The 12,699-nt window shown below is 47.7% G+C and carries 11 protein-coding genes and 1 pseudogene; all 12 read right to left on the bottom strand.

The window, feature by feature from the left end; genetic code table 11:
- Positions 1-35: 35 nt before the first annotated feature.
- Positions 36-1,235: pseudogene (locus tag KSW37_RS02725) on the bottom strand (ArdC family protein); the annotation flags it as partial.
- Between the two features lie 5 nt (positions 1,236-1,240).
- Positions 1,241-1,849 (bottom strand): hypothetical protein, encoded by a 609-nt coding sequence (locus KSW37_RS02730; RefSeq protein ID WP_071122627.1) that lies wholly within the window; start codon positions 1,847-1,849, stop codon positions 1,241-1,243.
- A gap of 58 nt (positions 1,850-1,907) precedes the next feature.
- Positions 1,908-3,512 (bottom strand): glucosaminidase domain-containing protein, encoded by a 1,605-nt coding sequence (locus KSW37_RS02735; RefSeq protein WP_217313238.1) that lies wholly within the window; start codon positions 3,510-3,512, stop codon positions 1,908-1,910.
- 16 nt (positions 3,513-3,528) lie between these two features.
- Positions 3,529-5,946, bottom strand: coding sequence for a zincin-like metallopeptidase domain-containing protein (locus tag KSW37_RS02740; protein WP_217313239.1), 2,418 nt, complete (start codon positions 5,944-5,946; stop codon positions 3,529-3,531).
- A 27-nt stretch (positions 5,947-5,973) separates the two neighbouring features.
- Positions 5,974-7,809, bottom strand: a complete 1,836-nt coding sequence (locus KSW37_RS02745) for a hypothetical protein (RefSeq protein WP_071122630.1) — start codon at positions 7,807-7,809, stop codon at positions 5,974-5,976.
- Positions 7,809-8,108: a hypothetical protein gene (locus tag KSW37_RS02750; RefSeq protein ID WP_074027658.1), complete on the bottom strand. Its 300-nt coding sequence runs from the start codon at positions 8,106-8,108 to the stop codon at positions 7,809-7,811. Before KSW37_RS02750 ends, KSW37_RS02745 begins: the two co-directional genes overlap by 1 nt.
- Positions 8,109-8,119: 11 nt before the next feature.
- Complete coding sequence (locus KSW37_RS02755; protein ID WP_071122631.1) at positions 8,120-8,947, bottom strand: M23 family metallopeptidase; 828 nt, start codon at positions 8,945-8,947, stop codon at positions 8,120-8,122.
- A gap of 19 nt (positions 8,948-8,966) precedes the next feature.
- Positions 8,967-9,626: a hypothetical protein gene (locus KSW37_RS02760; RefSeq protein ID WP_217313240.1), complete on the bottom strand. Its 660-nt coding sequence runs from the start codon at positions 9,624-9,626 to the stop codon at positions 8,967-8,969.
- Positions 9,627-9,644: 18 nt separating this feature from the next.
- A complete protein-coding gene (locus tag KSW37_RS02765; protein WP_071122633.1) occupies positions 9,645-10,319 on the bottom strand; it encodes a hypothetical protein in 675 nt (224 codons plus the stop codon).
- A gap of 20 nt (positions 10,320-10,339) precedes the next feature.
- A complete protein-coding gene (locus tag KSW37_RS02770) occupies positions 10,340-11,038 on the bottom strand; it encodes a hypothetical protein (RefSeq protein ID WP_071122634.1) in 699 nt (232 codons plus the stop codon).
- Positions 11,019-11,507 carry a PH domain-containing protein gene (locus tag KSW37_RS02775; RefSeq protein ID WP_071122635.1) on the bottom strand — a complete coding sequence of 163 codons (489 nt, stop codon included), beginning with the start codon at positions 11,505-11,507 and terminating at the stop codon, positions 11,019-11,021. Before KSW37_RS02775 ends, KSW37_RS02770 begins: the two co-directional genes overlap by 20 nt.
- Positions 11,508-11,537: 30 nt before the next feature.
- Positions 11,538-12,695, bottom strand: coding sequence for a toprim domain-containing protein (locus KSW37_RS02780; protein WP_217313241.1), 1,158 nt, complete (start codon positions 12,693-12,695; stop codon positions 11,538-11,540).
- Positions 12,696-12,699: the final 4 nt, after the last annotated feature.

Raw genomic sequence — 12,699 nt, forward strand, 5'->3', positions numbered from 1 at the left:
TAGCCTTATTATCGGCGGAACACAGACCTTGCGACCTTTTCTTCTTCTGCCTCAGTTTGCTCACTATCATTTGATGATGCGGATTGCTTCATGTCCTTCGCATCCTTGTTTTCTTCCGATACTGAAGCTGCAACATCCTCACTCTGTTGTTCCTTCATTTCCAAAGACACTTCGTCTATTCTCTGCGTGAGAATAGACGTTGCCTTTTTCACATCCATCAAGGTGGTCTTGATGAAACTTGGCGACTCCTTCAGACTGCCGAGCCACGATTTCAGATAGGCGGCACTGTCTTCCTTCAGATTCTTGGTCATGCCATACTTCTGGCACACCAATGCACTGCCCAACTCTGCAACCAGTTCCTCACGTGCATATTCATCGGAACCGAAGCCCGACTGCGGTTTGAGACGGTTCAACTGATTTTCCGCTCCTGTCGAGTGAACCATCTCATGGAACGCTGTTCCATACCACGACTCACCATCCTTGAACTGTGACTTTTCAGGAATGGTTATCTGGTTGCGGGAAATGGAGTAGAACGCATTGTCCTGGTGTTCGATATTGATGGGACAAATCCATCTCTGCTCCTTGAACATCCGGTCAACAGCAGGAAACGAATACATGTCACCTTCCTTCACCAATGCCTTCTCTGGCTTGTTCTCTGCTTCCAACTTGGCATACAATTCAGGTCTTGCCGCCTTCAGATTGGTCTGTGCCACATTGAACACCTGGTACACATTCAACTTCGGATAGACATTATACTCCTTCTGCTCCTCAGCACTCATTCGCTTGTAGTCGTCATAGGGTATCTTTTCTTTTGTCTCCTTGTGTACAATGGTGAAACTTGTCAGCATCACGGGAAAACTCTTCTCTCCCTTATTGATGCCAACCTTGGGCAACGGCTCGCCATTGGCATCCACCATCTGCTTCTTGTTACCTTGCTTGTCGGTCTGATAGTTCAAACCCACTGCACGGTTAAAGGTGCAGAACACTGGCAACTCGTAGCCTTTCTTCTCGCAGAGCATGGTGAGCAACAAGGCATTCATGCCGTTATACTCTCTGCCAGACAGGTTCTTCGGCCAACTCAATGTACCTTCCGTAAACCAAGGCTTTTGCCATCCGTCCTTGCTTCCCAACGACTCGATTTTCTCTATCATCATGTTGGCGAAGGTGTCCAAGGCTCTGTCTTCAGCATTCTTTCCATCGCCATTATTCTGTGGACTCTTATTGTAATATGCCATACTTGCTAATTGTTAGGATGATACGGTTTCTTCTCCCACTGGTTCAACTCCGCCACCTTGCAGCCTAAGTTGAGTCTGTCGTTATACACCGAGATTTCCAACTCGCCCTTTGCCTCGATGGTGGCTTTCGACTGCAGCCATTCTTCCTTTTCTTCCGAGAACCGGACAAAGCGCACCCATGTAAAGGCAAATTCTTCTCCAATCTTCTCTGCACTGAAAGCAGAAAACATCAGGAAAGCCTTACCATTTTTGCCTTTCTTCATATCAATGTCCTTACCGACCTTGCCTTTGAATTCCATGTCGCCCACGATGCCATCCTTGCTTTCCGATACGGGAGACAGGTTCACTTCCGATACCTTCAAGTTGAAATACAGGTTGTCGTCTTTCTTCTTGAAGGTCAACACACCTTTCAACTCAATGCGGTTGCCCACGACAATACCTTCCGAATCGTCACCATCCATGATGCAACTGACAATCACGGTCTTGTTGATACCACTTTTGGCTGGCACCACCACATCCACGGAATATGTCGTAAAAGGCATTCCGTCCTTCCCATTGCGAACCACTGCAGCCTTGCTGACGGTTCCGCACACACTTACGTTACATTTAATCATAGCTCAAATACTTTTTTATTCGTTTTCAATCGACCAAGATGTGGAACCTCCAAGTATCTTACTTTCTTTGCATTGTCTGACTTTGACCTTCTTGCTGTTCCAGGACTTGCTCATAGTTTTGCGATGCCTGTTGCGTCAGCACGATAGTATTCACCATTCCAGCGATGCGCATTTTCTTGGCATCATTGCTCAGGTTGGTATCACCCAACACTTGCGACAATCTACAGAACTCCGCATTGGTCAGCTCTCTCGTCACTTTGGTAGTGCCATTGTCCGCTTGCAACACAGCCTTTCCATTGTCGCCAACGCTCAGCACGCACTCCTTCATAGTCGGCATCAACGGTTTCAAGTCCACCTGCCTCTTGCTTACAGCTTCTGAGATTTGCGCTTTTTGCTCTTCCTCGCTTTTACTGTCTATTTGCACAGCGAGGGCAAGCAGACTGCTATACATGGTAGTCACCAATCCCATTATCGGGTCTGCACTTGACAATCCTGTGCTTGCGTCCTCGGATGAAAGCAGTTTCTTCATCCAATCGTCAGGTGACAGACTCGTGTCCACTGCCGAACTATTTCCCTTGTATTTTGCCAACAGGTCATTGCCGTTATACAATGCTTGTTGCTTCAGATTGCCTTTCTGCGCTATCTCCGCCAAGTACGATGCAGGATCCACGTCCCTTGTCTTGCCGTCTGCCGATATGGTCTTCACCCCGAAATGCAGATGCTCACCTGTGGTTCGCGTTCCAGTATTGCCAGATACGCCCAATTTCTGTCCTGCTTTTACCTCGTCACCCACCTTCACGGCAATACTGTCCAAATGCATATATGTGGTCTGCACCTTGCTTCCGTCCGATCTTGCGTATTCCACTGTTACAGACTTGCCACCGCCAGTATTGGCATTGTGGCTCACAGCTACCACCTTGCCGCCATTCTCTGTAGCCAGCACAGCATCATGCTTGGCTCTGATGTCAATACCCTTATGCATCTGCTGTTTGCTTTTGTCCATAGGGTCTTGACGCATACCGAATGGAGAAGTGACAAACAAGAACTCGTCCCTTTTCACAGGGAATGAGTATTTGTCGTTGGTTGTTTGAGATGCTGTTTGCTTCTTTTCGTCATTATTGGATGTCGATACCGAAGACGATACCGTTGCTGAAGTCCTTGCATTCTGTTCTACGCCGAACTTCTTGCCCTCAGCCCTCATCTCTCGCATCACCTGTTGGTCATACTTCTGTAATCCATTGATCTCGATAATCTTTTGCAAACTGGCTGCATATCCTCCACTGGTGGCATAACCGCCTCGCTCAATGCCGTTTGTCCATCCCTTGTAATCATCGGGAGAGAGTTTGAAGCATTGGCTGTAGCGGCTGCTGTTCTTCAATATCTTGGAATGGTGCTCGTATGAGTCACCCACCGTGGCATACTTGCAGAACTTCTCATTAGGCTTGTCATCGGTATAGACAAGATAATCGCCACCGTTCTTCAACCAACTTTTCGAAGCCTTCACGCCAAAGTGGTTGTTGCCCAACTGCGACAGTTCACTCTGTCCATTACGGCTTTCTAAGATGCCTTGCGCCAAGGTGACGGAAGCAGGGATGCCATATCGCTTCATTTGTTCCATCGCCTCGACAGCATATCTTTCTGCATATTGCTGATTCTTGCTCATGTCTTTATCCTCATTATTATCGTTTCATACCGCCAGAACGCTGCTGTTCCTCAGTATTTTGCTCCTCTTGCTTCTGCTTGGGTGCCTCCAACTGGTCACAGATAGCTACTCGTTCTCCTGCTCGGATAAGCTTGGGCAGATAGGTGTCCAAGGCATGATGTGGAAAGCCAGCCATGTAGGGACCTGCTTGGGTGTTTCTCTTTGTCAATGTTATCCCCAACACTTCCGCTCCTCGCTTGGCATCCTGTTCATACATCTCATAAAAATCACCTACACGAAACAGCAGCAAAGCATCTGGATGCTTGGCTTTCAACTCCTTCCATTGCTTCATGATGGGAGAGTCCTTGGTCTCTTCCTTCTGCTTACCCTTTGTTTCTTCCTTCTTTTCCACAGTAGCGTTATTATCTCTTTGAACAGTCACATCCTTCTCTTCCCTAATATCTGTCTTTTCCTCAGAGGAAGCTTGCTTGTTCTCTTCCTCATGATATTCTCGATGCTCTTCCTCATTCTTATCGGTGGAGACTTGCGTTTCTTGCTTCACCTCGGTTTCCTCAACTTGCTTCTCAGATGCAGTCTGCTCCTGCGTCTGTCCTTTCTGCAGGATGTCAGCAAACAGGGTAGCAGCAAGATGCTTTTTGTACTCGTTCTTGTCTTCGGCAATCCACATTCGTTGCCATTGGCTTGGCGATACCACACGAGGCTGCAACTTGTCTGCGCCATCAATGGTGACTGCACACAGAATGACATCGTTCTTTGCCTTGAACACGTTCACTTTCTGTATGCGGTTCATGTCCACCTCGTTGTGCTGACCGCTGCCAAACAAGTCCACCTTCAGGTCAGGCTTTGTCTCTGCCATCGCATAGTATTTCTGTGCCAGTTCCACCCTCAGGCTGTCCATCGTGTCCTGCGCCTGTTTCAGCGTGGTGAAGAAGCGGTTTAAGTCCGCCTTGTCGGGATAGATGGAAAAAGCCTTCTGTCCTTCGGGCTTGATATACATCGCCCAACGCTTGTTGTCATCCTGCACCATCTGTATGCGGTCGAAGCCCACCTGCTTGCTCTGGCTCACGGCATCACTCACGTCTATCTTGGATATGTCTTCCAATTGCCAGTTCTTCAGTCTTGCAACGGTGATGTCCTTTCCTGCGAAATAACTGTCATCAGGATGGTAGCCTAATGCACCATCGGGATTGTAGAACTTGACAGACAGAAAACCTTCCTTCTGCAAGGCATGTTCAATGCGCTGCTTGCTCATACCCGACACTTCATTGTTCACTTCCAATGATGCTCCTGCTGGCAACACCACATCGGCACTCTTGTTTTCCTTGTCTCTTACAATCACCACAAACTTCTGCTCGCTGTCAGGATGCTTGGCTATCTCATCTGCCACAAAGTAGTGTTTGGGCATCTGCGCTTGCATCTCGGTGGTCTGCTGCTCGTTCTTCAAGGATGAATATTCTATTTTCTCGCCACGCTCTGCCTTGCGGATAACGTCCAAGGCATTGTTCACATCACTCTCTATGGCATCTATCAGACATGGATTTTCTTTCAGTTCACGGTTCCAGTAGTCCACCAGTCCCATATTCTCCTTGGAAATCTTGGCTGGCATACCCATTTTCATCATCTTGATGCCCGAAGCCAGTTCCACAACCAGTTTCTCTTGCTTCACGGCATCCTCCGATGGCGCAATGCCGTTTTTCATCACCATGCCCTCCCTTGCCAGTCGCTGTTGATGTCCTGTAGCACTCACCACTTGGCGCAGCATTTCCTGCACATAATCGCTATAATGCTCAAAGTTTTCTTGCTTTGGCATATACACAGCATCTTTTTCTGTGTCATAGTGTGCCACTCCGCTTCCGTCTTTGCGCACCGCCATCAGGTTTTCCTTCATCTTCTGGATGAAGTCATTTACTTGGCTACGCAATGCCTTGTCTTCATTCGCACCGACATTTTCCTTCACCACCTCTTCATATTTTTCTTTGTCTTTCAATAGCAACATGGTTTGGTCGATGTTGAACAGCACTCGTATCTCCCGATTATGGATGCCCTTGTACTGTGTCTGATCGGTAGCCGACAATTCCTGGTAGTCCTTTCTACTGATGATGTCCTCTGGATTATGTCGGTTCACATACTTGTTCCACGCATACCAGTTGAACGGCACACCTCTCTCATGCGCCATCACAGACTCGTCTCGCTTCTTGGCTTCGCTAAATAACGTATAAAGATTTGTAGAAAATCCGTTCTTGTCGGAGTTCAATCCCATCACGAGGGCATTGAACGGACTCACTGCCGCTCCCTTTGGGTAAAACCGTGGATATTGCTTTCCTTGCTCATTCAGCCAGACACCCTTGTTGTCGGCTGCTTTCGACAGGGCCTCGGTAATCAGTGACACTTGACGCTCTGCCGCATTCTTCTCTTGTGGACTTTTCTCTTTCATTGTATGATTGTTTTACGTTTTCTTTTATTATCTTGAACGTTGAATAACTTCTCGCTGCTCTGCGTTTTCCATCGCCTCGTTTCTCACACTTCTCACTTCTTGCTCGCCATAGTTGTGTTCTGCCATCTGTCTCATCTGGTCACTCTTGGCAAGCACGGCATTGGCAAGGGTGTTGAGTGGTAAGGCTCCTGCTTGATATGCTCCAACCACATGCTCTGGCAGTTGGATGGTGTATGGCACTCGGTCGATGGTTGCCACCAAGCAATTGCCTTGCAGCACAGGGTTGGCTATTCGGGGATTCAACGGTTCGTCTGGATAGGACTTATATTGCACTGCTTGTGATGTTGTATTATCGTATGATACAGCATTTCCATCATTGCTTTCCCGTTTGTTTGCCAATGCTTCATGTCCAGCCTTGTTCAGCAGATTGGCACCGCCCATACCGATGAGCGTCATCTTCAGCAATGGATTTTTCACAAACATTCCTGCAAGAATGGCGGCTATCGGCATCATGTTGTCCTTCAAGCCTAATGATTGCGTCTTGCCAGTGAACAGTCCAACAAGGATGTCGGGCAACATGGCTATCACATAGCCGAGGTTATTGCCGATGTCGCTGAAACCATTCAGTCCGAAGTTCTTCAACAGCCCTTCCCAACCGTTGCTGTTATCATTTTCAGGTTGGTCTTGAAGTTCTTCCTCTGATTGCGCTTGCTGTTGTTCATCAGTTTCTGTTTGTTGCGCCTCTGCCTCTTTCTTTTCTTGGATGATGCGCTCTGCCTCTGCAACCTTGGCTGCGTCGTGCTTGGCTTTCTCTTCCAGATAGGCATCTTCCTTGCCGGGTGCCACTATCAGCGGTACATTCTTGTATTTCGGATCGTTCCGTTTCTCTTGCTCTTTTTGGAAAGGAAACTTAAAACTGTTGTCTGTCCATGCCATAGGCGTAAATGCTTTTTGTGGAATATGTATCTTATTATGGAGTTTGCTGTTGAGCGTCTTGAAATAGCCATTGTCGGTGGCATTCACTTTCTTGGCTTGTGAGCGAAAACCAGTGAAGGCATTGCCGTTTTGTCCGAACACACCCTTGCTGATGCTCAGTTCCATCACTTGCTCTTTCCGCTGTTCTGCGTTTCCCTTCTTGGAATCGAGGATATAGCCCAATGCCATGTCGCTCCCCACCAAAGTTGCCAATGACTTCCAACTACCGATACCGCCCATAGTCACGGCATCCACTACCGAGGCGGTAGCCCTTCCAGCAAACTTCTCCGTCTTGCTTGGCTTATAGGCTTTCTCGCCACGAGCTTCTATCTCTGCCGTCAATGGTGACTTCATCAGTTCTTCTTGCAGTCCCCAGATGCTGTTTTGTGCTGCCTTTCGCAAGATGTAGTCCATCGTTGACTTGGGTGTATTGTCCTTGACGAGCTTCCCAATCATCAGGTCTTCCATCCTTTGTGCAACGTATGCGTATGCCAAATCCTCGCCACAGGCTTTCGACAAAGCGTCATATTTGCTTCGTCCAATTTCCTTCACCACGGCATTGCGCCACTCGCCAGCAAGAAGAGCCAAATCCTTCACGATGTTTTTGTCCTTCCATATCTTCTGGTTGCACATCGCTAGATAGTCCTCCGTGGTTTTGCTGTTCCATTTGCCTGTTTGCTTTAGAACAAACTCGGTGTTGTCGGCATACGGATTGGCAGAAGCAAGCACTCCTGCCAAACTGCTCTGGTATCTGCCTCTTTCCTCCAGTTGCTTGTGAGTCAAGTCATCTCGCACCTGTTTCATCACAGGTGCCAGCTTGCCGTCAAAATATCCTTGAAGGCAATACTCCAGTTCGGCAAAGCGTGTAGGGTTCTTGATAGTACTCATTATAGCGTTACGTTTAGTTGACCTAATATCTGTTCTCTTGTCTGCTCGATGGCTTGGTGATACACTTCCATCTGTTTTGGAAAGTATTCCTCCAGCCAAGAGTCCTTCTCTATTCTGTCATGGATGAAGAGGATGGCTTGCTGCAGTTCTATCTCCACGGAGCATTCTCCTTCCTCTCGGTTATTGAACCACGCCTTTGTCCACCATCTCACTCCTGCACGGTCGGGATAGACGCTCACCAACCTTGGAATATCAAAGCTCTGCACATCGATGTCCAGTTCAGCAAGCGGGTCGATGATGCCACTCGTCCTTATGGCTTCGTCATGGAGTTTTTTTTTAGAACTTCGCTCAATGTGGACAGATAGATGCCATGCCGCAATGCCAGATAGTTCAAGAAATCCGCAATCAGCAAGTTCTGCACCTTGCAAGCCAAGGGCATAGCTCTCTGCCCGATGCCTAACGGATTGCTGATGGATGGCATAGCTTCATAGAAATAGTGTTTCGCCGCTGACAAGGTAAAGATGTTCCTTAGCGACTGCTCTGCATGTTGCGGTGTCACATACATACCTTTATACAGGTCTTCCATATACGATGGCATGAAGCGCAGCATCAATTCTTCTATCTCTTTCTGGTCTTTGTCATACTGTGTGGCTATATTCATGTCGTAGGTCTCAAACTCAGGAAAACCTGTCTTACCGGTCTGTTCCATTGCCTTCACATTGCCATATAGCATGGTCAGAAAATCAATCGGATTGATTTCCTTGCCGTCAAACTTCACCTCGAAATGCAGTCTGTCACCGCTCAATGCCACGATGTTTCCTGCCTTCACGGTTTGTCCGAAGTTCACGAACACGTTGGCAAGGTGGGCGTAGGTCACTTCATATTTGCCGTAGCGTACCACTTGGTAGATGCCGTGTGTCGCATCATTGCCAATGCCCGATACCGTTCCGCTTGCCAAGGCTGACAGCAGATAGTGATTTGCCTCAAAGTCCAATCCGTGATGGAAGAACACCATTCCTGTTACAGGATGCTTCTGTTTTCCATAGCCAAGTGTCAGTTCCACATCCTTGCCTCGCTCCTCAAAGGGCATGCAAAAGCCGCTTTTTGATTGCAGCATCATTTCTTCTGTATATCTCATGTTGTTGTCGTTTTTATGTTTATCGTTTCATGCCGCCACTGCGTGTGGTCGTTTCTGCTTCGTTCGCATTTCTTCCTTGACCGCCATCACCACTGACAATGTTCTTGATATTGGAATTGTTGCCGATGAGCATCATGCCGAGCATGGCTCCTGCTATCTTGCCAAGCCATCCGAAACGTCCGAAAGTGAGGAACGCTGCTGTTACCAGTCCTGCAAGGCTCAGTCCCGACACGTTTCCTTTCCCTAAGTTCTTGAAGAAGTTGCCGAACATCTCCAGTCCGTTGCCTCCGAAGATGCCACGGAAGAAGTTGCTCATTCCGCTCCACTTGCTGTTGATGTCGCCCATGGCACCATTCACAGCATCCACAGCTTCTCCAGCCTTGTTCTTCAGTCCTTTCACGTCTTCCACAGCTTCGGATATTTTCTCCGTGGTGTCTTTTCCTACCACCACATCACTGGCTATCTCCACCATGCTCTTGTCGTTGACAAGGTTCTGCCATGCCACATATCCTGCTGCGCTGCCCACAGCGGCTGTTTTCATCGCACTTCCTGCGCCTTTTAGTGCTTGGGTGGGATGCACAGCCGTATTGCTTGCAGATTTCAGTCCTTGCTTGGCGACACTACCTGCACCTTTCAAGGCACTGCCGCCATACTTTGCTATCTTTGCCCATATACTCATAGTCGTATCTTTTTATTGTTATTTGATCTTTCCGTTTCGCTTCCATCTGTTCATGCAGTCCTTCACGATGGTTTTCTTGTCAGCCTTGTCGTGGCTACCTTCCTCTATCTCTGCCCAGATGTCCGCCATCGAGGTGTACTTCACCGCCTTGGTCAGCCGTTGCAGCTTTTTGTTCATTACCTTCAGCTTGGGGCGGATGCCGAAAACGATTTCCACTCGTTCTTTCTCGGTTATCTTGTTGCCTGACAAGCATACAAGCCTGATGTCATTTACTATCTCCACGCTGCCCATAATCAACTCCCGATAGATCTTGTTGCGCTTGGCTGACAGTGTCACAGCAAGGGCATTGCTCGGATGTTTATCCAGTTGTTTGGTGAATCCTCCCAAGTTATCCACCAGTCGGTCTATCTCGTGATAGAAGCCATATACCTGTGCAGCATACACCACGATGGAGCGGAACGAGTCCAAGTAGTTGTTGAACTCTCGTTGCAGATTGGTGGTTCCTTCCACTTCCTCTTTCAACCATATATGACCAGTGGTCTGCATCAGCATCACCTTCTCCTGGTTCTTCAACTCCTTTTCAGCCTTGTCTGTATATGCGTATATCATTCCTGCCAACACAGGGTCGTTCTGGGCTTGCACCTTGCAGACGGAAAGCAACATTATGCCAAAGCAAAATATCCATGTTCTCATACTCAAATGTTTTTATATTATTATGGTGTACTGACTTTGGCAGCTCTCTGCCACCGCCCCAATGCTTGCGTAGCAATCTCACCATTACTTCTGTCTATCATCCCTGCCGTGACATTGTTCCACACATCACTCATTGTATAGTAGCGGATGCTCAGATACAGTTTGTTGAGCTTCTTTTGGAAAGCAGATAGTTTGTCGTTTAATGCCCACAAGGTCTTGGAGCGGTCTGCTCCTGTCAGCATATTCTCTGTGCCACCATTCGCCACGGCATCGTTCAATAGATTGAAAACCGATACCAATTCCGTTGCCGTCTCGATATACAGGTTATTCATACTCATGCTTGCCACAATGCCCTGCGGATTATTGGCAATAGCTGTCTTCAACTTGGCGAGCGTGATGAAAATCTTCACGCCATCATCATACAGATGGGTACATGCTTTCAGCGAAGAGGCATAGCCGTTCACTGATTTCAAGTAGCTGTTGTATTTCTTCTCCCATTTGTGTATCTGGTTAAACTCAGCAGCCATTGTATTCTGCAACAACGCCGTCTTGGTCTGTCCGTTGATTTGCTTTTCAATCTCACTGTTGATAAGTTCATTGCCTTCTGCCAATGCCATCCATTCCAAGGGATTGGATGACACCAATTGTGCCTTGGCTTCCGATGCCGTTGCTATGCCGATAATTGCCATCAACCATATCTTACCTATTTGTAATCTCATAGATGCTCCTCCTGCGTTTGCTGGTTTCTACTCGTTCTCTGATAGTTGTTACCAAGTTTTCCTTCATCGGTACTCCGATAATGTCAAGCCTTGGTGTCGTTCTGTCTCCAGAATATATGCACACGGTTTTCAATCGGAATAGTTGCTGCATGAAAGTTTGACTTTCGTTGAAATCCACCACACGGTATAGTTCCTGATAATCTACTTCACGATGAAACACGCCATGCTCAAACACTAATTGTTCGTTACTGATGATGTACCGCATCCTGCATAGATAGACCATTCGATATGCCAAACATAGGGAAAGCAAGAGCGAGAGGACAAACACCAAAGTGGAGAGAACGGCATCATCAATACCTGCATATACAAAGCCTACGCTTATAAGCACAAGCAAGTGCAGCTCGTTGATGACGAACTGCATCCAATGGGGCTTGATGATGATGTTTCTATACCGATATGTCTGCTGCATAGTTCTCCTTTTTGATAATGACACCATGCTTCATCTGCGGAAGCCCGATGTCTGTTCCTCTTTTTCCTTCTGTTTGGCTTGCTCTTGTTGCCTCTCAGCCTCTTGCGCCTTGGCGAACTCGAAATAGTCGAAGTCTATCTCTCCTTGGTCTATCAACCGTTGGTCTCGTTTGCCAAGCAAGGCATCGTTCCAGTCTTTGTATTGTCCCAAAGGATGAAAGGCTTGCACCGTGAAGTCTGTAAATCCCATTTCCTTAGCGATTGCTTTGAAGTTCTTCACAAAGCCACGTCCTGCCTCGTCTTTGTCAAAGCCCAAATAATGGTTCGCTTTTCGGGTCTCTTCCAGCATTCCCTTTATTTGCCCCTTTGTCGGTGTACCTCCGGTCGAGACATACACGTTCTTCACTGGATTGATTTGGTACTCTGCCATAGCATCGTAGGCACTCTCGAACCATAGAATATTTGTGGCTTCTTTCAATGGCTTACCGGTCAGGTTGGCTATCCACAATCCTTCACTGCTGTTGCTTCCTTCCGCCTTGCCCTTGTATGCCTTGCCGTCCTCTCGTCTCGGTCTGCCTCGCTCTTCCAATCCAACGATGCTGTCCGGCTTGGACGGCAAGGATAGTGGAAAGGCGAGATTGGCAAAGCTCAATCCGTCATTTCGACGCTTGGTCGCCAAGAAGAAATGCTTGTGAAAGGCGAACTGGGTCCCCATGTTGATGCCTCTTTCCTTGAAATAAGGATAGTGTTTCCGTTGGGTGTCCTTTTCCCTTGGGTTGAAACGCAAGATGTCATAGTCTGACAGGTTGAAGGGCTTGGCTTCTCGCTTGGGTTCTGCCACTCTGCTTTCACGCACATCAATGGGATTATTCAACAGTCTGTTGCATACCACATTCACCAGTCTGTCCAATGACATCCCTGGCTTATAGTCGTCAAACAGTGTCGGATGCTCCTTGATGAAACCTATCACGTTGTAGTTCTTCTGCTCTGGTGGCTGAAAACAGCACTTGCCATTGCCTGTGACAATAAACTTGTCGCCTCTCACTCGCTGTCCATAACTGTCCACCTTTACATACGACGGATAGCGCAATCCATCTCGTTTGTTCAACTGATAGCCTGCGTCCACCAGCAGCTCCTGTATGTTCAGACGCTGTAAGAAATCATTATATGTCAGTTCGTTGTTTGCCATAAGC

Source organism: Segatella copri (assembly GCF_019127135.1).
Taxonomy (GTDB): domain Bacteria; phylum Bacteroidota; class Bacteroidia; order Bacteroidales; family Bacteroidaceae; genus Prevotella.

Coding starts and splice junctions, on each gene's coding strand:
- KSW37_RS02730 (WP_071122627.1), bottom strand. CDS start 1,849: ATGATTAAATGTAACGTAAGTGTGTGCGGAACCGTCAGCAAGGCTGCA.
- KSW37_RS02735 (WP_217313238.1), bottom strand. CDS start 3,512: ATGAGCAAGAATCAGCAATATGCAGAAAGATATGCTGTCGAGGCGATG.
- KSW37_RS02740 (WP_217313239.1), bottom strand. CDS start 5,946: ATGAAAGAGAAAAGTCCACAAGAGAAGAATGCGGCAGAGCGTCAAGTG.
- KSW37_RS02745 (WP_071122630.1), bottom strand. CDS start 7,809: ATGAGTACTATCAAGAACCCTACACGCTTTGCCGAACTGGAGTATTGC.
- KSW37_RS02755 (WP_071122631.1), bottom strand. CDS start 8,947: ATGAGATATACAGAAGAAATGATGCTGCAATCAAAAAGCGGCTTTTGC.
- KSW37_RS02760 (WP_217313240.1), bottom strand. CDS start 9,626: ATGAGTATATGGGCAAAGATAGCAAAGTATGGCGGCAGTGCCTTGAAA.
- KSW37_RS02765 (WP_071122633.1), bottom strand. CDS start 10,319: ATGAGAACATGGATATTTTGCTTTGGCATAATGTTGCTTTCCGTCTGC.
- KSW37_RS02770 (WP_071122634.1), bottom strand. CDS start 11,038: ATGAGATTACAAATAGGTAAGATATGGTTGATGGCAATTATCGGCATA.
- KSW37_RS02775 (WP_071122635.1), bottom strand. CDS start 11,507: ATGCAGCAGACATATCGGTATAGAAACATCATCATCAAGCCCCATTGG.
- KSW37_RS02780 (WP_217313241.1), bottom strand. CDS start 12,695: ATGGCAAACAACGAACTGACATATAATGATTTCTTACAGCGTCTGAAC.